Source organism: Thiocapsa roseopersicina, from assembly GCF_900106925.1.
Classification (GTDB): Bacteria; Pseudomonadota; Gammaproteobacteria; order Chromatiales; family Chromatiaceae; genus Thiocapsa; species Thiocapsa roseopersicina.
In genome coordinates, this window is record NZ_FNNZ01000012.1 from 101,411 (window position 1) to 122,262 (window position 20,852).

The following is a 20,852-nucleotide window of genomic DNA, read 5'->3' on the forward strand; positions in this document are numbered from 1 at the left end:
GAGTGCGCTCGGTATAGAATCGCGTCATGTTGCAGATCTCCAACCGAATCCGAATCGATGAGACCGAGCTGAGCGAGCGGTTTATCCGCTCGCCCGGACCCGGCGGTCAAAACGTCAACAAGGTCGAGACGGCCGTCCAGTTGCGGTTCGACGTCGGACGCTCGCCCTCGCTTCCCGATGACGTACGCGAGCGTCTGACGCGCCTGTGCGGACGGCGGATCGATTCGGACGGTGTCCTGATGATCGAGGCGCACCGCTATCGCACCCGCGAGCGCAATCGCGCCGATGCGCGAGCCCGCCTCGCAGCCCTGATCGCTCAAGCCGCCGTGCGCCCGAAACTACGCATCGCGACCCGGCCGACCCGCGCCTCGACCGAGCGGCGTCTGGAGACCAAGCGTAAACAATCCAGCAGCAAGCGCATGCGTCGCGCCCCATCGGATCACGATTGAACGAGGGCGTGCCGAGCGCGGCAAAATCCTCCAACCGGCACGGCAATGCTTTGATCTTGCGAGACCGCTCCGGCGGTGTCACGCCTCCCTTGACGCTCGGCGCCACCCGCCGTTGCGGCCGGGCACAGGCTGAATGACCTTTTCCTCCCGCGGGATCGCGCCTGAAGATCATCCGGCCGGCCCCGTATCCGCCTTATCCGGCCCATCCTCCCGATCGTTCGATGCTATGTCTGTTGGCGCACGGACCAGCCAGGCAATCCAGTCTATAAAGCACACCAACGGGATTGCCGTTCATCGCCAAGTGACTACGAGAGGACATTGAATATGAGTCTGTTATACAAACGGCTTTCGCTCGTGATTCTGCCTGCGGCCCTGCTCGCGGTCGCCACCCCGGCGCCGGCCGGAACCGCGGAGAACGCCGGGAAGGCGATCGATGAAACGGTCGAGAAGACCGGCGCGGTCATGGATTCGACCAAGGAGACACTCGGGGAGAAGGCCGAGCAGACCGGCGACTATCTGGGCGACGCGGCAGTCACCGCCAAGATCAAGGCGGCGATCCTGGCCGATCCGTTGCTCAAGGTCTTGCAGATCCATGTGACCACCACGGACGGCGTGGTCATGCTCAAAGGCGAGGTCGACTCGCAGCAAAGCATCGATCGATGCACGGAGATTGCCCGCAGCATGAAGGGCGTGAAATCCGTCGACACGACGCTCTTGGTCGTCAAGGGCGTCAGCTAGCATGACTTAGCGTGGACCAGGGATACCTTTCCGGATCCCTGGGGATTGGACCTGCCGAAGACCCGCAGCCCACGCAGGCGCGCCCCCGATGTGAAGAATCCTCTCGAACCGACCGCGCGGATTGACCTCATGCCTGAGAGCAGCCGGTCGACGCTGCTTGAGTCTGTACGCTATCGAACAGATGACTCCGGGAAATTGGACTAAACTTTTAGATAGAATACGAGATTAGAGGGTCGCCGAGGTGCCGGACACGCACACGCCGCAGAAAAACCATCTCCTGGCGGCTCTATCGGCGGAGGTGCAGGAGCGCATTTTCCCGTTTCTCGAGTTGGCGCCGATGCCCCTCGGCAAGGTTCTGTATGAATCCGGGGCTGCCGAGCATCATGTCTATTTTCCCACCGACTCCATCATTTCCCTGCTCTACGTCATGGAAAATGGCGCCTCGGCGGAGACCGCCGTGGTGGGAGACGAGGGCATGGTCGGTATTGCACTCTTCATGGGCGGCGAAAGCACCACCAGTCGCGCCCTTGTGCAGAGCGCCGGATTCGCCTACCGGCTTCCGGGGAAACGCTTCAAGGACGAGGTGAGCCGCCACGGCGATCTGCTGTTCCTGATGCTGCGCTACTCTCAGGCGCTGATTACCCAAATGGCCCAAACGGCCGTCTGCAACCGCCACCACTCGATCGATCAGCAGCTGTGTCGCTGGCTCCTGCTATCCCTTGACCGCCTCTCGGTCAACCAGCTCGTCATGACCCAGGAGCTGATCGCCAACATGCTCGGCGTGCGTCGAGAAGGTGTGACGGACGCCGCCGGCCGGTTACAGAAAGAGGGCGTGATCGAATACCACCGTGGTCGTATCACGGTACTGGACCGAGCCAAACTCGAACAGCTCTCCTGTGAGTGTTATGCAGTCGTCAAGGCCGAGACGGATCGCCTCCTCCCCCGGGTTCAGCCGGGTTCGGTGCAATAAGTCGGGTTAGCGAAGCAGTAACCCGACGGTCGCCGTACGGCTCGGCAGGGAGCGTCTTAGATGCTCTTCTTGATGTCCTCTTTGAGGTCGCCGACGCCGGCTTGGATCTTGCCGAGGTTCTTCTGGACATTTCCTTCGACTTCCAGCTCCTTGTCTCCGGACACGTTGCCGGCGACTTCCTTGACCTTGCCTTTCGCTTCTTCGTAGCGGCCTTTGACTTGATCTTTGTTCATGACGGCATCCTGATCTGGAGTTGAGTCGTGACCACCTTAGCCATGACCCGAGCGTGGATTGACAGCGTCCATCGCGGTACCTTCAAGGCTACACGCAAAAGCGAAAGCACTTGGTGCGGTAACGCACCCAGGCGATGAATTTTTTTCCGGATGCGGAGGAGGCTTGCTTCCGGATTGACCGTTGTTGACCCTGGTATGTACGCCAGCGCACATAACACTCCGGAGGTAGCCTGTATAATTTAAATGAGTAGGCATCGGCAGAAGAACTGCAGGTCCTCTCGGACTGGACTCACGAAATGTCCGCAACCGGAGAACGATCATGTCACTCGGTACCATCCTGCTCATTGTCCTGATTCTAATACTTGTGGGTGTCATCCCGACCTGGTCCCATAGCCGATCCTGGGGTTATGCGCCCAGCGGTATCGTCGGGCTCGTCGTCCTCATCCTGCTCATTCTGGTCCTGTTGGGCCGACTCTAAACGGAGAACTGAAGATGCGTATTTCCACCATGCTATTTCCTGTCGCAGTGTCTATTGCCCTGATGCTCGGTGCGGTCGGCTGTGAACAGGAAGGCCCCGCCGAGAGGGCCGGGGAAAAGATCGATCACGCCGCCGAACGCGCGGGGGATAAGATCGAGCAAGCGAGTGAAAAGGCAGCAGACAAGATCGAAGACGCTAAAGAAGCAGCCAGCGATAAGATCGCCGAGTAGGGAGCAGCCCGCGGCGTTTAAGGAGCGTATCGCGTCCGGCCGTCTGAGCCGGACGTGAGGCGTTTGCACAAACTCATCGATTCATTTGACCGGTACGCCGAGGGCATCGCCATCGACGCGGCGGCCTGCGCCACGACGGAAAACGCGTCGCGGCTTTCGGTAGGCATCGAAAGGACCTTGATGCGGCTGTCGATCTACTCGTTCGCCTCGACAACCGCACCCGTGCCGTCCGGCGCGATGACGATCACCAATTTGCCGAGCGTCGGGTGGCGCGCGGTCACCACGGTGAATGCGGGTAGGCGCATTTCGCCGATCAACTCGCTTTCGTCCTTCAGGTCTGCGATCAGCGCTGCCTCGGCTTCCAATAAACGCATCTGTCACCCCCGATCCTGTTGTGGGCCTAAACCGCGTACGGCTCGACTATGCTCTGTTTTCGCAGGGTCGAAACCCGCGATGATCCCCGGAACGCGCTGCACGACGCGGTTTAGAATTCTCCGGATTATTTCGCATCCTGAACCGCGTCGCGCCAAGATCGTGTGTCGAACCGACGCATACGTTCACGCGACCCGACCCGAATCCAACCGGACGCGGTTCAGCCCTACATCGCCATATCCAGATCGTCCTGGATCTCGGCGATCCCGGCGAGCGCACATTCCTCGTCGGTCTCCCCGGAGGGTGCACCGCTGACGCCGACGCCGGCCACCAGCGACGAGCCGCCGACCAGCACGGGAACCCCGCCTGCGGACATCACGAGCCCCTCGACACGCCCGATCGGCGTATCGGCGCGATCGGTCATGGCCGAGGTCGCGGCATTGAAGTTAACCGCGGTGAAGGCCTTCATCTTGCTGATCGGCACGGTGATGGGCGCGGCGATCGTGTCTCGGAGCGTGACCTGCACGGTGCCTTCGCGATCGACGACGGTGACCGCGATCTGAATGCCCTTCTCGCGGCACTCCTCGATCGCCCCTTGCGCGATCTTAACCGCCGCATCCATCGACAGACGCTGCAACGGGACCACCATCGGACCATCGGCGATGGCCGGTCCGCAGAACGCCGCGGCGGCGATGAGTGCGGGAATCGTTTTTTTCATGTTTCCTCCTTTCGTAAATCACCGAAACCGACCGGACCGACGCGCACGTCATGAGGCCCGATAGTGGGTCTCGATATAGTCGTCGACCATCCGCTTGAATTGCTCCGCGATCCCGTCGCCCTTGAGCGTGGCGACCTTTTCGCCGTCGACATAGACGGGTGCTGACGGGCGCTCGTCGTTGCCGGGCAGACTGATGCCGATATTGGCGTGCTTGCTCTCGCCGGGTCCGTTCACCACACAGCCCATGACCGCGACCTGCATGGTCTCGACACCCGGGAAACGGGTGCGCCACTCAGGCATCTGCTCGCGTAGATAGGCCTGAATGTCTTGGGCCAGATGCTGGAAGGTGTCGCTGGTGGTTCGTCCGCAACCCGGGCAGGCGGTAACCATGGGGGCGAAGGAGCGCATCCCCATGGTCTGCAGGATCTCTTGGGCGACCACGACCTCGCGGGTGCGCGATTCGCCCGGTGCCGGGGTGAGCGAGATGCGAATGGTGTCGCCGATGCCTTCCTGCAGCAGCACGGACAAGGCAGCGGTCGAGGCGACGATCCCCTTCGACCCCATGCCGGCCTCGGTCAGACCCAGATGCAGGGCATAATCGCCGCGGTCGGCCAGCATGCGATAGACCGCGATCAGGTCCTGCACGCCGCTCATCTTGCAGGAGAGGATGATGCGATCGCGCGGCAGACCCACCTGCTCGGCGCGCTCGGCGCTGGAGATGGCGGACTCGACCATCGCCTCGCGCATCACCCGCTCGGCATCTCGCGGCTCGGACGAGCGCGCATTCTCGTCCATCAGACGCACGATCAGGTCCGGATCCAGGCTGCCCCAGTTGACCCCGATCCGCACCGGCCGGTCGTAGCGGCAGGCGATCTCGACCATGGTCGCGAACTGGCTGTCCTTCTTCTCGCCGCGCCCGACGTTGCCTGGGTTGATCCGGTATTTCGCGAGCGCCTCGGCACACTCCGGATAATCGGTGAGCAGGCGATGGCCGTTGAAATGAAAGTCGCCGACCAGAGGCACGCTGCACCCCTGCGCATCCAACGCCTCGCGGATCGCCGGGACCGCGCGGGCCGCGGACTCGTGATTGACCGTGATTCGCACCAGCTCCGAGCCGGCGCGTGCCAAATCGGCGACCTGCTGGACCGTGGACTCGATGTCCGCGGTATCCGTGTTGGTCATGGACTGGATGACGATGGGGGCTTGACCGCCGACCGTTACTGGGCCGATGCGTACCGGCACGGTTCGGCGTCTTTGAATCGGGAATCGAATTTGGCTCATAGTGCCTTTGCCGCAGCAGCGGCCCTGTCAGTTGGTCGGAGTCGGGCGTTGATCCGACGAGGGCAATGGGGAACGCAGACCCTGGACGATCGCGACATACTGCGGGTCATCCTGAGGAATCAGTCCGTGGCGGATCAGAAAATCGATGATGACCAGGTTGCAGTTGAGCTTGAAGTCATCGGTCTCGCGGACGATCTCCGCGACCTCCTTTACCGGCAGGCGGTAGAAGGTTTCAACCTCCCCGTCGGTGCAGCGCGGCTCGAAGTCCTCCGGAAGCTCCAGATCGTAGCAGAACATGACATCCGGCTTCAGCCCGCGATCTGAATCGCGACAGTAGGTGACAGCCCCGACGGCCACCGCCCGGTCCGCAAGGGTAGGGGGCATGCCGGCCTCCTCCGCGCACTCCTTGCGCAGATTCTCGACCAGAGCGATGCCGTGGGGCAACCCGCCCGCAACAAGGTTATCCAGGCGACCGGGGTAGAGCTTACGATCCGCGGAGCGCCGACCGACCCACATCTCGATCCCGCGTGCGGTCCGCACGAAGCCGTTCAGATGCTGACCGAAGGCGCGCATCCCGAAGAAGGGCGCACAGGCCCGGTCGACCAGGCAGCGCGCCGACTCGCGTCCGCCGGCGGTTACGGGGTATTGCTCCCCGTGCAGATAGGGGATCACGCCCTCGTCGACGAGTCCTCGGGCGACCTCGGCCAGCGCCAAGGTGCAGCCCTCGAAGTCATCCGGCGTCTCGATCCACTCGACCGCTGTCTCCGTGACACGGAACTGCCTCGGCCAGCGCCGAAGCTCCTCGGCAGCACTGTACCGCAGGCTCCCGAGACGCTCGCCTCTGCGAATGAAGGGAACAAACGCAGCCGGCTCCCAGGCATTGCAGGCATCGATCTTATCGAGGTAGCTCATTGATGAACCGCGTCCAAAGTGAAATCAGACCGTTACGGGTCAAGCCAGCGCCGATGTCTGCCCATGACTCGGCAGGATGCGGTTCAGTCTTCGAGAAAAATCTTAAAACCGCGCCCGCGCCGACGCGTGTTGAGGACCCCGGGAGCGAGCCCAAGTGACGACCGAGCCTAATCGCAAAGAGGCGCGGTTTTAACGCTCCTCGGATTTGATTAGATTCCACAGCCGCTCCATCTCCTCGCGCACCGCGACACTCGGCGCCTGCCCGCCGGCGCGCAGACACACCTCGACCCGCCCGAAGCGCCGCTCGAAACGGTGGTTTGCCGCCCGCAACGCCTGCTCGGCATCCACGCCCATATGCCGGGCCAGGTTGACGCAGGAGAAAAGCAGGTCGCCGACCTCATGCACGCGCTCGGTCGGCTCGGCGTGGGCGCGCAGTGTCTCGCGGCACTCCTGCAGCTCTTCGAGCACCTTGTCGAAGACCTCTTCCATCTCGTCCCAATCAAAGCCGACAACCGCCGCGCGCTTCTGCAGCTTCTCGGCCCGAACCAGCGCCGGCAGGGCTTGGGCGACCCCTTCGAGCACGCTCCCGACCGGTCGCTGACGCTTGCTCGCGCGCTCCGCCGCCTTTTCGCGCTCCCAGTTCGCCCGCACCGCTTCCTCGTCCTCGAGCTCCGCATCGCCGAAGACATGCGGATGACGGCGGATCATCTTCTCGCTGATCGACTGCACCACGTCGGGAAAGGCGAAGCTCCCTTGCTCCTCGGCGATCTGCGCGTGATAGACGACCTGAAGCAGCAGGTCGCCCAGCTCCTCGCGCAGCTCCTTCATGTCCTCGTTCTCGATCGCTTCCGCGACCTCGTAGGCCTCCTCCAGGGTGAAAGGCAGGATGCTGCGAAAGGTCTGCTCCTGATCCCAGGGACAGCCGTCCTGCGGATCGCGCAGTCGCGCGACGATGGCGATGAGATCGGCAATCGAGTCGTGTCGGTTCATGGTTTCGGGTCGTCGAACATTGGATGGATGAGATGGCCGAGGCGACCCGCAGCCAAGCGTGGTACGCCGTCGGACGGATCTTCAGACGAATCCATCAAAGGCCAGACCGAGCAGAATCGAGCCGATTCCGCCCCATTTCCAGTAGGCGCGTGGAATGCCGATGATCTCGTCGGGCCTGGAGCGGCTCGGGTCACGCACGATCGCGTACAGATGCGGTCCGGCCAGGAACCAGGGCAAAAAACCGAACATGGTCGGCACCGCGAGCCAAAGCGGCACGGGCTCGTTCAGAAAAAGCGCGACGGCCAAGACCGGCCAAGCGAGGAGATAGGCCGCGGTCAACTTGGCGTCGAGCGTTTTGTTGGATGTCGTCGCGAAGGTCAGGAGCGCGATGGTTCCCCAAGCTGCGACGATCAGGATGAGGACGATACGCATGGTCTGACGCCGAAGGATGATGGTCGCTGCAAGACGCCGGCACGACAACCCGGATTCGGGGTCGTCTGCCCTTCGATTCGGGGATCCGGCCCGTGTCCCGGACCTAAAAGATGCACGGTCCAGCTCGGACGTATGCCCCGAGCCGATGGTAGCGGATGCCCGGGTCAGCGGTCCAGCAACCGCGTCGACCCGGATCCGGCCGAGGCCGCGCCCCCGTGGCTTCCGCCCGACCGCACACCGCGTTGCCTTTGCGAACAGAAATGGCGCGGGGCGCTTGACAATGACCCTCCGGATCCGGAAGATACGCGGCTCGGTGGTGACGGCAACAACGTCCAGCCAACGATCAATCAGTCCGCAGGCATGCCGGACTGGATAGAGCCTCCACGGATGGAGCGCCAGACTTAAAGCGCCCGTAGCTCAGCTGGATAGAGTACCTGGCTACGAACCAGGTGGTCGGAGGTTCGAATCCTTCCGGGCGCGCCAAATAGATCAAAGGCTTAGCACCGATCAGTGCTAAGCCTTTTTTCGTTGTGGTGTGCTTAGGTGGAATTTACCCCCACTTTTACCCCCACCTCCGGATTTGCTTGATTGATCCATCGGCCACCGGATCCTATGCGTCCGCCGCGTCATCGCCTGTTTCCCCCTCACTGTCTGGGTCAAGCGATCGCAGTGCCGGTAGTCAGATATGCTGATGCCACCGACAGGAGTTCGGCCACTCGTCGTCCGCAGCCATTCGCCGGGAAGAGGAACCGATGGCGTGATCTGCAACTGGTGCAGGTAGTCCGGGCCAACAGAACCCCGTACCCGATCGGCGGTCAATGAACGCCGGCATGCCGGTGCCGACACCTTAACGGTCAGCGAGCCGACTTCCGTCCGCATGACGTCGATTCGGCGCTTGGCGAGTGCAGGTGTCTTCGCAGCCCTACGCCGACACCGACGGCCCGGAGCGCACGGTGCACGGGTTGAAGGGGCCCCTTACCGGTCCTGCCGGCCTGGCATCTTGTGAACTCTTGCGACCGTTCGTGGCGTTAACGAAGGAATTTTGGGGAGGTGGGCCGGTTTAGGTCTGCCAGTTTCGGCAATCGGAACCCAAGGCAATCGGCGGTTCGGGATCCCTCGTTCTCGGCGTGCATGACAATCGGGATGTGTCATTCTCCACTTGCTGGAGGTTTCGCCGCCTTGGGGCCAAGCCGATTAACCGAGAATGGTGCCGAGCTTAATCTTTCCCCGGGCCTCTAGTGTCTGGGAAACACCAATTAGATCTGCCGCATCAGCCCGAAAGCGGTCATAGAGCGGCCAGAATACAGGTCCGCCCCACAAGCCGGGGTCAGCCTGTTCGAAGCCTCGCCGGTGTCTCCTGTGCGGCGGAGACATTTGTGGTGGCGAGCGCGCGTGGATTGGCGCCGAGACCGAAGTTCGATCGTCGCGCATGGATGTCCGAGACCAGGCTGCGCAACTCGTCGTCGGTGGCGCCGCGGATCATCGCGGCGAGTACGGCGTCGATGTCATGCTCGGGCCAAGCGGCCGCGCGCGCACCGAGCGCGATCGGACGCGGAAGTAACCCGGCGGCGATCCGGGCATAAAGGCCGGAGCGACTGTAGCCGGTGCGCTCCAAGACAGTTCGTAAACGCAGGACGCAGGTTGGCATGCGGGATCTCCATTGTGTGATCGGTTCGTTGCGAGTCAGAGAGCACCCGCAGTGTCGTGAGTCGAAGAGGGTTCGGCTGTAGCTGATCGCGCCGGTCGAGCGAAGCGGTTCGTGGTCAAGCGTGTGTTGTCGCGTCCCGATTCGGCTTGCCTTGCTCGGCCGTCGAGGAGCCGAGGGGCTGCGGCGGTGCGTCGTCCTTAACCTCGCGTCCTGTTCGAGACACCTTCAAGGCACAAATCGGACAGTCCACGGACCGGCGCGAGAACGCCCCTGCCACGTAGGGGATCGCGCAGCGCTCGCAGATGCGAAAGAGCACGAGCCCCGTGGTCAGGTCGCGGGCGATCACCCAGCCCTGGTTGATGTCGAGGGTTGGGCCGAGCGTGTCGGATCCCGTTAACCCCGCCATCTGCTCCAGATAGAGGCGATGCCCCGTAAGCAGCGCCTCGACGTTTATGCGCCGCTCGACCGCCGCGCCGCCGAAGGCGCGGTACAAGCCCGCGAAGACCGACGCGTTGGCCTGCCGACGCGCCGAGCCGAGGAGACTGCCGGTGCTCGGCAGCTGACCGGGCAAAGGCTTGCAGCCATGGATCTCGTGGTGCAGTTCGCGCAGCACGGCCGGCCGCAGACCGCTGATCCGCGCCACAAGCGAGGTGCGCATGCCGCGCCGGATCAAGGCGATCGCCAGCTGCGTCTTGGCGTGGTGTTGAAGTCTCACGGTTGGGCGACCTCCTCGGCGGCGAGCAGAATCACCTGCAGCCCCAGCCCGAGTGCGGACGGTCCAGTCGTCCGAAGACGTTCCTGCAGCCAGCACACGCGAAAGCGCGGTCGAAACAACACGACGCCCGAAGCGGCCAGCTCGCGCAGCATCGCGAGCGAGGCATGACGCAGGATATCCAGCAATTCCCGGTCCAGACCATAGACCAAGACGGCCTTTTCGGCGTCCGAACGGGCAAGATCGCGGGCGCCGAGCAGCCACATCAGGTTCAGGGTATCGACCTCGCAATCGTGGTCCGGCGCAGGGTTGGACCGGGGTGGCTCCAGGTCGGGGGCCGAGGGTGTGTCCGTCATCGTCGTTCTCACGGCAGAAAAACATGTTGATGGTGTTATAATCGCGCGGATAAAACGATATTGTCAAATAAAAACGCGTATTAAGCGACAGTAAACGCTCTATAAAGCGATTTATCAGCACTCGACTCGGGCGGTATGGCCATGACGACGGACAATCAAGAATCTGATTTACATAGCGAAGCCTTCTGGGATACTGCCGGATTCGCGACGCGCCTGGCACACGCCAAGGGCACGCTGTCCACGAATGCGTTCGCGCAAAAGTGCGGTATCTCCGAGAGCATCTTCCGCAAGTACCTCGCGGGCGTGAGCGTTCCGGGGGCGGACAAGCTGGTCGATATCGCCCGCGTAGCCGGTGTGTCCCTGCTCTGGCTGGCGACCGGACAGGGGCGTGCCGAGGACGGGACGCCCGGGATGGTCCGGGGCCCGGTCGACGTGGATTTGCTGGAAACCCTGCTCGAGTCGGTCGAAGCCGGACTCGACGAGATCGGCGCCACCTTGACGCCGACGAAGAAGGCCAAGCTGGTCGCGGCGCTCTACAGCCTCTATCGCAGCAGCGAGGATGTCCGCAAGGCGCCGGTGTTGGAGCTCGTCAGGCTGGCGAGCTGAACGTGACCGAGTGCACGGATCAGCGAATCCGCCCCGGAGTAACGGTTGCACGACGCGTTTTTGCGTTGACGCGGTCGATGCGGCGGGCGACGATCCGATGTGTTTGATATCAAGTGCATACTTCGGATCACGGGACAGCGGAGGTTTTCAGATGGTCGACAAGAGTGATGAAATCCGTTCGACAATTCGCGGGATCATGGGCGACAGCGTGCCCAAGCCGAGGCCGTCGGAGGTGATGCCGGCGGTGAGCATCGATTTCGGCGGCATCAATCTCAAGAACGACACTGCGTTCGAACACGCGCATCCGGATCATCGGATCGATTTTCCTGCGATCGCGGCTGCACCGTCGGCGGTTCAGCGCTGCCACCGACAGCAACGGAGCCTGCTGCGGGTGCTCGGCTCGGTGCTGATGTTCGCCGCCATCGCCCCGCTCTACCTGGTGGAATTCCTGTCGGACATGCCCGACAACATCATTTTAACCATCGGATTCGTGATGCTGATCTTGAGTCTGATCAGTTTTACGATCGCGACGATGCTCGAATCGTCCTGATCCGAGGACGGCGGCTCGTCCGCGAGCGGCCGCGTCTCTGTCGGGCGACTATTGCCGATGCGACCCGGTCGCGACGGTACCGCACAACCTCGCGCACCATCGCCAAAGCACACCTTCCCGCGATTGCGCGGGCGATCGGGCCGTCCGTCTATCCACCGCATGAACCGGGGGAAAGCGCCAAGCCCTCGCCAGCCCTCATCCCCCTGTTCGTCTCCTGCTGTTCGGGTACCGGTCCTCCCCGGCCGGGCGCGCTGGGCCACGTCGCTCCCGATGGCCGATAAAAAACCCAAAACACGCGAAAGGCGTCGAAAAGCGTCATCTTGAGCTGCTTCGCCGCGCACTCAATCGGCTTACCATTTGTTCATCGTTCGAGGACGCCTTCCGCACCGGCCCACGCTTCGACCACGGTGCCGGCGGGACGGTCTCGAGCGCATGTTCCATGTCGGCGGCGGCAGCGTCACGGTCTGCCCGGCCCGCCGGCCCGGATATCACAGACAACGATTCGGAGCCCGGAATGAACAGCACCATCGGAGGAAATCTCCGTCACCTGCGCAGGCGATCCGGTCGGACCCAAGCCGAGGTTGCCAATCGCGCCGGGACCTCGCAAGCCTGGATCTGCCGCATCGAGACCGGCGACGCCAACCCGACCCTCGCCAGCTTGCGCCGCATCGCCCGCGCTCTGGATGTCCAGGTCGTGGATCTGCTGCAACGCCGCCCCGAGCAGGCGCGCCCGACATGAGCCGAGCGGCACGCGATTGGGCTTGGGACTGCCGCGGACTGACGCTCGCTCAACGGCTCGTGCTGCTCGCGCTGGCCGAGTATGCCGACGAACGGGGAGAGCAGTGTTTCCCCTCCCTCGCACTCCTGGAATGGATGACGGAGCTCAGCCGCCGCGGCATCACCAAGGCCCTGGGCGGGCTCGATGGCACCCTGATCGAGCGCGCGAGAGGCGGACCCGGACGAGCGACTCACTACCGGCTTCTGCTGTGCGCCTCGCAGCAGGATCAAGGGTGCCAAAGGAATCGGGAACCCAGTGTCCTATCCGGGAGGAGGGAACAGCATGCCTCGGGGAACACTGTGCCCATGGGTAGGGCACCCGGTTCCGTCGGTCGGGAACAGAGTTCCTCTTTGATCGGGAACCCAGTGCCCCCGAACCGGGAAATGAGCCGTCATGGAACCGTCAGTGAGCCGTCATTGCTGCAGAGCGACGATGCTTCCGCACCGGTAGGCCCCGGCATCCGCGGGGGAGGGCGCACACCCATTCCGCCCGACTGGCAGCCCAGCCAACGGGTCTTCGACTGGGCCGCCAAGCAGGGCATCACCCGCACCTGGGCAGCGGCTCAGGTCGACGAGTTCGTCGTCTACTGGACCGACACCGGCACCCAACGCGACAGTTGGGACGCGACCTTCATCAACCGACTGCGGACCCTGCAGGCGAGTGACGCAACGAGGCAAGACCATGAGCCAGAGCCCAGATTGGCCGACAAGGACTACAGCGTCGGGGCCACCCCCCTCGATCAGATCCCTTGGCTCATCCCCGATCCTCTCGGCTGAGGATCTGGCCGCTGTCGGGCGAGCCGAGGTCGACCAACTCGCCGCCGAGCGGCTCCGAGCGGCCCAGGCACACCTCGAGCGGGCCGTCGGGAGCTGTGGGATTCCGCGCCGCTTCCTGGACCGGACCTTCGACGGCTATGTGGCGCAAACGCGGGGACAGCGAGAGGCCCTGGCGGTGTGCCGCGGCTACGCACAGCGCTTCGAGGCGCTCAGACAGCGGGGCAGTTCGCTGCTGCTGGTCGGCGGCCCCGGGACCGGTAAGACCCATCTCGCCTGCGCGATCCTCACCGAGGTGATCCGCACCGGCCGCACGGGGCTCCTGATGTCCATCTCCGGGGCGCTGCGGATGCTGCGCGACGCCTACTCGCCGGTCGCCAAGCGCTCGGAGATCGAGAGCTTCGCCCTGCTCACGACCCCGGACCTGCTCGTGCTCGACGAAGTCGGTGTGGCGATCGGCACCGACGCCAAGCGCCGTGCCATGCTCTTCGACGTGCTCAATGCCCGTTACGGGGAGATGCGCCCCACCATCCTGATCGGCAACCTGACCGCCGCCGAGATGGAGACCTACCTCGGCGAGCGCATCATGGACCGGTTGCTGGAGACCGGTTCCCCCATCGTGTCGTTCACCTGGCCGAGTTATCGGCGCAGCGGGTGTGTCGTTTGATGTGGTCTGGCATCGAGCGCCTGTGGATCTTCCCCGGGGAGATGTTTCATGCGCTCGTATGGAGGTCGCTGCGGGAGACGCCGGCCATGCGGTGCTCTCCGCGGGCTCATGATGGACGTCGCCCCATAGGCTCCGATCGTCTGTCGCGGCGCAATGCGTAGTCTGGATGATTACCGCGGCGATCCCGAAGCCGATACCGCAGCAAATCTTGTCCTGATTCGGACACGCAGCGTGGCAGTTCGCGCTGGCGTTTGTTGCGCCGATCGCCCATTGGTTCAAGGCTGTTGGCGGTCGGGCACCGTCAACGAACCACGGGGCTCGCCGGGTCCCAACGCGTGAAACTCCAGCTGGGCTCCTCTAGACTCTGACGTCAAAGGGGCGTCCTCTCGTTCGCGCATATACGTTTGATGGAGTGATCTTTGGGCCAGAGATGGCGGCCTTTTTTTGGCCTCTGGTGTGATGCGCGGGCTGATATGTCTTGACCTCCAACGAGCTGTGTCGAAGGGGACTTCGGAACAGCTCTTGGCAAAACGTCAGACCTCATATTTTGAGTCGACAATGGATTTGAAGCATGCCAAACCATGTCGTCTAAGCCCGCTGGTTACGGAGAACCTCATGTCCGGCGGCGTGGGAGGGCTGGCCGGTGCCCCGCCCCACGCTGTATGGGTCAGCGTCTCGCCGCGCCGGTCTTGTGGACCTGCCACCAGGACAGTTGCCTGTCGCTGGGGATGCCGACGAGCAGTCGCTCGCCGATCCCGACATGCACCTCCACAGCTCGGGGCTGGCCCGGTGCATATTCCTGCAACTGGTTCCGATAACGGTCGGTAAGAGTGATCACCCGCTGGTTTGCTGAGCCGCGCAGAGGCGCGCCGTCGTTGCGCAAGGCCTGGTAGGGGCCGTCGATGAGCAGGTCCGTGGCCGCGAGCAGGGCGGCGATGCCCATGGTGGTGCGGGCGCGCCGTCGGAGCGCGCCGTGCCGGAAGCCGGTGTAAACGATCAGGCCCAGGTCGCGCCGCGCCCGCAGCCGCATTAGCAAGGCTGCCAGCGCGCTAGCCTGTGCGAAGGGCTCTCCGCCGGAGACAGTGAGCCCTTCGATGTCCGGTACCGCGAGGACCTCAGCGGTCAGCGCGTCGAGATCCACCGCGGTGCCCCCCGTAAAGGGCAGCGCCCCTGGCGTCATGCAGCCGGAGCAGCGAAACGGGCAGCCCTGCACCCACAGGCCATATCGCGACCGTGGTCCCAGCGCGCGGCTGCGCGGCACCGTGGCGTAGAGGTGCAGGGCGGGCGGCATGCTCAGAGGTGAGCCCTGCGGGCCTGGTCCTCCGCGTCCTGGGCACAGACACGCGCGGTGAGCACCTGGTCGATAGCGCCCAGCTCCCGGTCGAGCGCCAGCAGGCGCTCGGGCAGTGCGAGCAAATCGGCATCGGGTGGGGGCAGGTCACCCACTTCAGTACCCAGCGCCGCCGCTAGGTCGGCGCTGGCCTGCTGCCAGGCGGCGTAGAAGTCGGCGAGTATTTTGTGAACCTGGGCCAGCGCCGCCAGCAGGCCGCCGGGGTCGGTGGCGTCCTTGTGCTCTGCGGTCAAGACAGCGATTTCAGCCCGTTGCCGCGCGAGTGCAGCGGCCAGCTCCCGCAGCCGTTGCAGCGTGTGCAGGCGCGCGCGGAGGTCGTCCGCACGGGCGCCGAGGGCCTCAACGGAGGTGTCAGCGACGGCCAGTTCGCTGTCCAGCGCGCCGACCTCGGCGGTTAGCGCGGCGAGGTCGGCGCGGGCCGCGTTGATGGCCGCGGCGCTGTCGGTCAAGCGTGCGTGCAGGGCCGCCTTCTCGGCGCCGAGCCCGGCGGCGATGCGCCCGGCCTCGGCCGCGGCCATGTCGGCCACGGCGCTCCAGTGGGCGGCGCGTTGCAGCGCGGGCAGGCGTGCCAGGGGATCGGTCCGGCGGGCCTCCCAGTCCGCCAGGGCGCGGATGAGTTCGCTGACCAGCACCCGGCGTTGGGACGGGTCCGCCTTTTCGATGTCCTGCCACTGGGCGGCAAACTGGGGACTCAGGGTGACGAAGTCCGGTTGGGTCATGGCTGGGGCCTCAGGCAACGTTCAGACCGGGCAGTTCGGCCATTACGTTGCCCAGCGTGGTGAGCTTCTCCTGCACGCGGTTGGTCGCGTCGCGAACATGGATGGAGAATACCAGGTCCTCATCGATGGAGAAGCCGATCTGTACGCGGCTGCTCGCGTCGACCCCGACGGGCAGGACGGCGCGCAGGGTTTCGCCGCCGATGTCGAGCGCTAGCGGCTTACCGGGCAAGACTGAAACGTAGACCGGCAGCCGGATCTCGGTGTCGATGATTTGGAAGATATGCTCGGACCAGACCGTCTTGCGGTAATCCGCGATCTTCACGGCCTTGTGCAGCACCGGGAAGTTCCGGACTACCAGAATCCCATCACCGTCGGTGAGGCAGCCACGGATGCCGACGTCCGCCGGGCAGGTCTCGATGACCTCAGCCAGATCACTGGCAAGCAGCGCAGCTCCCTTGGAGATCGCCAGCGCCCGGTCGGCCAGAGTCAGCAGATCCTCGAAACGCCGGTCGGCCTGCAAGATCTGACCGAAGGCGGCCTTGATCGCCTCCTGCACCAGCCAGAAGGCAGAGAAGCCGCCCACCATCAGCACGCGAAACCGCGCCGGGTCGGCCAGGGCTACGCCGTGTTCGGCGATGCGCGCGAGCAGTGCGGCGAGCGCATCGCCGATATCGGGGGCGATGAGATCGTCGAACACCGTGGCCAGGTGTTCGGCCTCGACACTGAGTTTGCCGTCCGCCAGTTGGAACAGGCACTCGCCGACGGCGGTCTCGGGGCTTGAACGATGCAGGGCCAGTAGTTCGGAAACGTCATTAGTGTGAGTAATCTTGTGCCGTTCGAACTCGCGCACGCGGCGTTGGAAGCGCGCCGGGTCCTGCTCGCGCAGGCCCGGTTGCAGGCACTCCACGACGGCCTGATCGAATGCGACCCCGGCGCTGCCCATATGGCCATCGACCGACCCGTTGCCGGCGCGATCCAGCACGGTCATGCGCGGCCCGCCGGCCCCGTACTCCACTCCGAGCAGGCAGAAGTCCAGGGTGCCGCCGCCGCAGTCGCAGACCAGTAGGTGCCCCTCAAAAGGCTGGTGATTGTGCTGCTTTACACGGTGCAGGTAGTAGGTCGCAGCGGCCACCGGCTCGCTGTGCACCTCCACCCGGCGGATGCCCTGGTCCTTGAACGCGCGGATCAGGTGTTCGCGCTTGGTCTGCAGGTTCTGGGCGAGCCAGACCTCGGGCACTGTGACCACCGCCCGCGTCGCCGAGAGGCCGTGTTCGGTCCTGATCTGCTCGAGTAACCGGGCGATGAACCGCCGGGTGATAGCCTCAGGGGCCTCGGGCAGTTTGCCCCAATGGGCGGCGACCTGCGCCGGTGGCTCACCGAGCAGCATCTTGAAGTTCTGGTAGACCGCGAAGCCGGCCTCGCCGACCCGCTCCAGCGCGGCGCGGCCGTGCTCCTCGCGGGGGCGTGCGCCGGCGCGCAGCGCGAGTACACTCGGCACGTAGTCGTCGGGCTCCTGGGCGCCGCCGAAGCGCAGCGGCGCGGGCTCGTCGCCTTCCAGGCGGCTGACAGCGGTGTTGGTGGTGCCGAAATCGATGCCGAGTTTCATGGGGATGTCGTTGCGGCTGTGCCGAAAACACTCCAGCTATTCGATCAGTACAGGCTTTTGCGCCAATGCCGGCCGACGCGCGGTCCATCATGCCAAGGCAGCCGTCGACGGCCCACTTAGGCAAACTCGATCAACAAGGCCAACCCGCGGTTGAAGGCGACCAGCTCGGTATCGGCGATCCATCCGATCTTCTCCCGCGGCCCGGTCTAGGCCTTGTCGATCGTGATCGGGGAAGAGCGGAGTAGGCCATTGACTGGGCCGGCTCGACGCCGATGCGAAACAGCGGCGTGTCGCGCCGGGAAGTGGTCCCCGGCAGGATTGTCACCGACGAATGGCAGTGTAACAGATCAGGCTGAATCACCAGGGCCAGGCACGGCTTGCCATACCTACAGGCAATCCAATACCAGCACTAAAATATCCGTTCCGGAAACGCCGTGCCAGCACGCCCCTGTACCTCGATGTGTAGCTTCAGTAAGGGTTCGGCGCCCGCCCGACTGTAGACCCGGACCAGCCGGTCCATGGCGCCGGCCGATCTCAGAGTCGCCGATCAGGTGATAAAGTTCGGTGTCAAGAAATTCATGTGGACGGACCCAGTCGATCAGGTTGTGCACGGCCTGGACGAACAGGGCCATGAGGGGCACAGAATAGGCGTCCTGTGCCTCTTTCCAGGGGAAGTCGAAGTCCGCCTTGGACGCTGGTTCGTCTCTGGCCGCGGTGTCTGCTGCCTGGCCCATGGAGGCACCGTGTGGTCAAGGCTTCACTCCGGGATGTCCGCCGTGTCGATCAGGGCCAGCTCCGCGTCCGACAACTGGTTCAGCAGCGGGCGGACGCGCTGGGCCTGGCGGTTGACTACGCTATCAACTAATTTGCGTACGTCGCGGCCATTGCCGAAGTCCGGCTGCCCGCGCCGGGCGTCCCAGCCGCGCAGATGTGCGGACAGTGCCGCCACCGCCGTATCCGTCAGCCGTAGTTCTTGCGCGGTGAACAGCCTCTCGGCCATCGCCAGCAGCTCCGCCGCGTCGTAGTCCGGAAAATCGATAATGCTGTCGAGGCGGCTCTCGAAGCCGGGGTTGGTCCGGATCAGGCGCTGCATCTCGGCGGGATACCCGGCCAGGATCACGCAAAGCCGGGCGCGGTGGTTCTCCATACTCGCGAGCAGGGTCTCAAACGCCCGCCGGCCGTAGGCGTCGTGGTTGTCCGCCGCGAGCTGATAGGCCTCGTCGATGAACAGCACGCCATCTAGGGCGCGGCTGATCTGTTCTTTCGTGTTGGTTTCCGCGTCGCCCTGATAACGCCCAACCAGATCCTCGCGCTTGACCTCCACTACATGGCCACGGGCCAGCAGGCCAACGGTATTGAAAATCTCCCCCATGATGCGCGCCACCGTGGTCTTGCCGGTACCCGGATTCCCTTGAAACAAGTAATGGCCCGGTACCAGGTCGGTTCGTCCGCGACGCTGCTGCACCGCCAGGGTATCGGCCAGCCCCCGGACCGCGTCTTTCACCGACACAAGCCCGATTAGTGCATCCAGTGGCCGCAGCACCTCGTCCAGCGTCGGCACCGGTCGCAGGCTTAGGTACTGATCCCAGGCCGGCAGCGTGGCGAAGTCCTCGCGGACGATGACGCGGCGGGGGCCGGCCCGCTGCATCAGCGCCTCGACCAGGTTGCGGACCTCACCGGCATTGCCGAAGCGCTCCGCGTCCTGTGCCTGATGCCAGAGTGCAAAGGCACCCGGCAGTGCCTCGTGCAGAGCCGTGTCCGGCTCGCGGCCCTGGCGCGCCAGCATTTGCCCGAAGATGTCGTGGAGTTCCTCCGGGCGGTAGTTCGCGAGCGTCCAGCGGTTGCCGCCCGGAAAGCGCCGGGCCAGGCCGGGGTTGGCGTCGCGGCCCTCGATAAGCTGGATGATCGGGTCCGTATAGCCGGCGATGATAACCGCGAACTCGCCGTTGTGGTTGGTCATTGCCTGGACCAGCTCGGCGATGGCTTCCTTTCCGAAGGCGTTGTCTTTGAGGCTGTAGGCCTCGTCGATGAACAGGACGCCGCCGAGGGCGCGCCCGATGGCCTCGGCGGTGCGCTTGGCGGTGCCGCCGACGTGTTCCTCGATCAGGTTGCGGGCGGTGACTTCCACCAAGTGCCCGGTCGCAAGCAGTCCCTCCTGTCGGTAGATGGCCGCGACCAGCCGCGCGAGGGTGGTCTTGCCGGTGCCGGGGCTGCCGAGCAGGGCCAAGTGCAGGTTGGCCAGGTCATCCGGGCGGGCGGGCGGGGTCGGCGTCAGCCGCCCGATATCGTAGGGGCCGCGGGTCGCTGGCGGTGGGCCGGCGGTGGCCCGTCGTTCGCGGGCGTGCTCAACCAGGGCCCGGAGCCGGTCCTTCACCTGCCGGGCCAAGCTGGGGATCGCGTCCAGGGCCGCCCAGTGGTCGGGCTCCGCGGCCAGGTCCAGAGTCGCGACCTGATGGATCAACCAGGCCATGGACCGTAGCCCGCCGCCGTCCTGGGCCGGGACTAGCGCCCGGGCAACGGCGGCGGTCCGGTCAGCGATCTGCCGCGGGCTCCAGCGCAACTGTCCGAGCAGCCGCAATCGGTGCAGCAGGGCGCCGACCTCATCCGGGCGCGCCGTGCCGATCCGGAAGGCGAGGTCCGGCAGGGGCTGCGCGGCATTGTTGGCGCCGAACAGGTGTGCCCGCAGCCTTGGGAATCGTTCGGTCGCGACGGTGATCTCGCCCCGGAAGATCAGCACCGCGATATTACGGCTCACGGGCGGCAGCCGCGCGCCAGTCCAGTCTCCCAGACGGGCGTCCCACAGGCGGACCGCGTCGTCATCCAGGCGGCTGAACAGATCCTCGCCGTTCTGGATTAGGATGGCCGTGGCGACGGATTCCAGCATCAGACGGTTCAGCCAGGCGCCGGCCTGCTCGTCCGTCATCTGGCCGTAGTCCCAGCGCACCTGCGCGGGCGGGGGCGACGCCGGCCCCGCGGCGGCGTTCGGGCGCCCCCGCAGCCGGGCGCCCCCTAGCGGTCCGGACAGGCGCCGGGGCGGCGCGGCCCGTTGTTCATGTGCCGCGGTGCCGAATTCGGCCAGCCGCGCCGATTGCTCATCCAGGAAATGCAGCTTGCGGTCCGGCGAGAACAGCACAACGCGCTGGTAACCGAGGGACTGGAGGTACCCCCATAGCCAGGTGGTCAGGTCCAGTTCCCGCAGTTGTGGGGTGTAGAAGTGGTCCCCGGTGTTTCCATAGAGCGCAAACACCCGCGGCGCGGGGTTCTCGAACAACCTGCCCATGTG

24 protein-coding genes and 1 tRNA gene are annotated in these 20,852 nt (G+C 64.7%); 11 read left to right on the forward strand and 14 right to left on the reverse strand.

Going from position 1 to position 20,852, the window contains the following annotated elements:
- Positions 1-26: 26 nt before the first annotated feature.
- The 3 genes from arfB to BLV04_RS13650 all read left to right on the forward strand — a co-directional run bounded on the left by arfB (position 27) and on the right by BLV04_RS13650 (position 2,157).
- Entirely contained in the window at positions 27-449 is a 423-nt protein-coding gene (arfB, locus tag BLV04_RS13640; protein ID WP_093032982.1) for an alternative ribosome rescue aminoacyl-tRNA hydrolase ArfB, read from the forward strand.
- A 324-nt stretch (positions 450-773) separates the two neighbouring features.
- A complete protein-coding gene (locus BLV04_RS13645; RefSeq protein WP_093032985.1) occupies positions 774-1,187 on the forward strand; it encodes a BON domain-containing protein in 414 nt (137 codons plus the stop codon).
- A 241-nt stretch (positions 1,188-1,428) separates the two neighbouring features.
- On the forward strand, positions 1,429-2,157 hold the full coding sequence (locus BLV04_RS13650) for a Crp/Fnr family transcriptional regulator (protein WP_093032988.1): 729 nt from the start codon (positions 1,429-1,431) through the stop codon (positions 2,155-2,157).
- 56 nt (positions 2,158-2,213) lie between these two features.
- On the opposite strand, the gene BLV04_RS13655 is transcribed toward BLV04_RS13650, so the two are convergent.
- Entirely contained in the window at positions 2,214-2,390 is a 177-nt protein-coding gene (locus tag BLV04_RS13655; protein WP_093032991.1) for a CsbD family protein, read from the reverse strand.
- Between the two features lie 319 nt (positions 2,391-2,709).
- Here BLV04_RS13655 and BLV04_RS13660 point away from each other — a divergent pair, with 319 nt between their 5' ends.
- Together BLV04_RS13660 and BLV04_RS13665 are read left to right on the forward strand one after the other, a co-directional pair.
- Positions 2,710-2,868: a DUF3309 family protein gene (locus tag BLV04_RS13660; protein WP_093032994.1), complete on the forward strand. Its 159-nt coding sequence runs from the start codon at positions 2,710-2,712 to the stop codon at positions 2,866-2,868.
- 14 nt (positions 2,869-2,882) lie between these two features.
- Entirely contained in the window at positions 2,883-3,098 is a 216-nt protein-coding gene (locus BLV04_RS13665) for a hypothetical protein (RefSeq protein WP_245731880.1), read from the forward strand.
- Between the two features lie 194 nt (positions 3,099-3,292).
- Here BLV04_RS13665 and BLV04_RS13670 read toward each other — a convergent pair whose 3' ends face one another.
- The 6 genes from BLV04_RS13670 to BLV04_RS13695 all read right to left on the reverse strand — a co-directional run bounded on the left by BLV04_RS13670 (position 3,293) and on the right by BLV04_RS13695 (position 7,803).
- Positions 3,293-3,472 (reverse strand): hypothetical protein, encoded by a 180-nt coding sequence (locus BLV04_RS13670; RefSeq protein ID WP_093032997.1) that lies wholly within the window; start codon positions 3,470-3,472, stop codon positions 3,293-3,295.
- Between the two features lie 224 nt (positions 3,473-3,696).
- Positions 3,697-4,188, reverse strand: a complete 492-nt coding sequence (locus BLV04_RS13675) for a GlcG/HbpS family heme-binding protein (protein WP_093033000.1) — start codon at positions 4,186-4,188, stop codon at positions 3,697-3,699.
- Positions 4,189-4,236: 48 nt separating this feature from the next.
- Entirely contained in the window at positions 4,237-5,469 is a 1,233-nt protein-coding gene (gene ispG / locus BLV04_RS13680) for a flavodoxin-dependent (E)-4-hydroxy-3-methylbut-2-enyl-diphosphate synthase (protein WP_093033003.1), read from the reverse strand.
- A 27-nt stretch (positions 5,470-5,496) separates the two neighbouring features.
- A complete protein-coding gene (locus tag BLV04_RS13685) occupies positions 5,497-6,381 on the reverse strand; it encodes a DUF4743 domain-containing protein (RefSeq protein WP_093033006.1) in 885 nt (294 codons plus the stop codon).
- 189 nt (positions 6,382-6,570) lie between these two features.
- On the reverse strand, positions 6,571-7,371 hold the full coding sequence (gene mazG, locus BLV04_RS13690) for a nucleoside triphosphate pyrophosphohydrolase (RefSeq protein ID WP_093033009.1): 801 nt from the start codon (positions 7,369-7,371) through the stop codon (positions 6,571-6,573).
- An 81-nt stretch (positions 7,372-7,452) separates the two neighbouring features.
- Complete coding sequence (locus BLV04_RS13695; RefSeq protein WP_093033012.1) at positions 7,453-7,803, reverse strand: hypothetical protein; 351 nt, start codon at positions 7,801-7,803, stop codon at positions 7,453-7,455.
- 406 nt (positions 7,804-8,209) lie between these two features.
- Between BLV04_RS13695 and BLV04_RS13700 the strand changes: the two genes are divergently transcribed.
- A tRNA-Arg gene (locus BLV04_RS13700) sits at positions 8,210-8,286 on the forward strand.
- Between the two features lie 844 nt (positions 8,287-9,130).
- Here the strand turns inward: BLV04_RS13700 and BLV04_RS13705 are convergent.
- The 3 genes from BLV04_RS13705 to BLV04_RS13715 form a co-directional block, all read right to left on the reverse strand.
- Positions 9,131-9,451: a helix-turn-helix transcriptional regulator gene (locus tag BLV04_RS13705; RefSeq protein WP_093033015.1), complete on the reverse strand. Its 321-nt coding sequence runs from the start codon at positions 9,449-9,451 to the stop codon at positions 9,131-9,133.
- A 115-nt stretch (positions 9,452-9,566) separates the two neighbouring features.
- Positions 9,567-10,166 (reverse strand): FlhC family transcriptional regulator, encoded by a 600-nt coding sequence (locus tag BLV04_RS13710; protein WP_093033018.1) that lies wholly within the window; start codon positions 10,164-10,166, stop codon positions 9,567-9,569.
- Positions 10,163-10,519 (reverse strand): flagellar transcriptional regulator FlhD, encoded by a 357-nt coding sequence (locus tag BLV04_RS13715; protein WP_093033021.1) that lies wholly within the window; start codon positions 10,517-10,519, stop codon positions 10,163-10,165. The genes BLV04_RS13710 and BLV04_RS13715 overlap by 4 nt, the downstream gene beginning before the upstream one ends.
- Positions 10,520-10,660: 141 nt before the next feature.
- Between BLV04_RS13715 and BLV04_RS13720 the strand changes: the two genes are divergently transcribed.
- From BLV04_RS13720 to BLV04_RS13740, 5 genes are all read left to right on the forward strand, one after another.
- Positions 10,661-11,125, forward strand: a complete 465-nt coding sequence (locus BLV04_RS13720; RefSeq protein ID WP_093033161.1) for a helix-turn-helix domain-containing protein — start codon at positions 10,661-10,663, stop codon at positions 11,123-11,125.
- 10 nt (positions 11,126-11,135) lie between these two features.
- Positions 11,136-11,675: a hypothetical protein gene (locus tag BLV04_RS13725; RefSeq protein ID WP_139191934.1), complete on the forward strand. Its 540-nt coding sequence runs from the start codon at positions 11,136-11,138 to the stop codon at positions 11,673-11,675.
- Between the two features lie 514 nt (positions 11,676-12,189).
- Positions 12,190-12,414: a helix-turn-helix domain-containing protein gene (locus BLV04_RS13730; RefSeq protein WP_093033027.1), complete on the forward strand. Its 225-nt coding sequence runs from the start codon at positions 12,190-12,192 to the stop codon at positions 12,412-12,414.
- Positions 12,411-13,229, forward strand: coding sequence for a DnaT-like ssDNA-binding domain-containing protein (locus BLV04_RS13735; protein WP_093033030.1), 819 nt, complete (start codon positions 12,411-12,413; stop codon positions 13,227-13,229). The genes BLV04_RS13730 and BLV04_RS13735 overlap by 4 nt, the downstream gene beginning before the upstream one ends.
- A gap of 139 nt (positions 13,230-13,368) precedes the next feature.
- The gene (locus tag BLV04_RS13740; protein ID WP_245731881.1) at positions 13,369-13,893 is read left to right on the forward strand and encodes an ATP-binding protein; all 525 of its coding nucleotides are present in this window, start codon (positions 13,369-13,371) and stop codon (positions 13,891-13,893) included.
- A gap of 667 nt (positions 13,894-14,560) precedes the next feature.
- Here BLV04_RS13740 and BLV04_RS13745 read toward each other — a convergent pair.
- The 4 genes from BLV04_RS13745 to BLV04_RS13770 form a co-directional block, all read right to left on the reverse strand.
- Positions 14,561-15,184: a 4Fe-4S cluster-binding domain-containing protein gene (locus tag BLV04_RS13745; protein ID WP_093033036.1), complete on the reverse strand. Its 624-nt coding sequence runs from the start codon at positions 15,182-15,184 to the stop codon at positions 14,561-14,563.
- A gap of 2 nt (positions 15,185-15,186) precedes the next feature.
- Positions 15,187-15,963: a hypothetical protein gene (locus BLV04_RS13750; protein WP_093033039.1), complete on the reverse strand. Its 777-nt coding sequence runs from the start codon at positions 15,961-15,963 to the stop codon at positions 15,187-15,189.
- Between the two features lie 10 nt (positions 15,964-15,973).
- Positions 15,974-17,569: an Hsp70 family protein gene (locus tag BLV04_RS13755; protein WP_093033042.1), complete on the reverse strand. Its 1,596-nt coding sequence runs from the start codon at positions 17,567-17,569 to the stop codon at positions 15,974-15,976.
- Positions 17,570-18,326: 757 nt separating this feature from the next.
- Positions 18,327-20,849 carry an AAA family ATPase gene (locus tag BLV04_RS13770; RefSeq protein WP_093033048.1) on the reverse strand — a complete coding sequence of 841 codons (2,523 nt, stop codon included), beginning with the start codon at positions 20,847-20,849 and terminating at the stop codon, positions 18,327-18,329.
- Positions 20,850-20,852 lie beyond the last annotated feature (3 nt).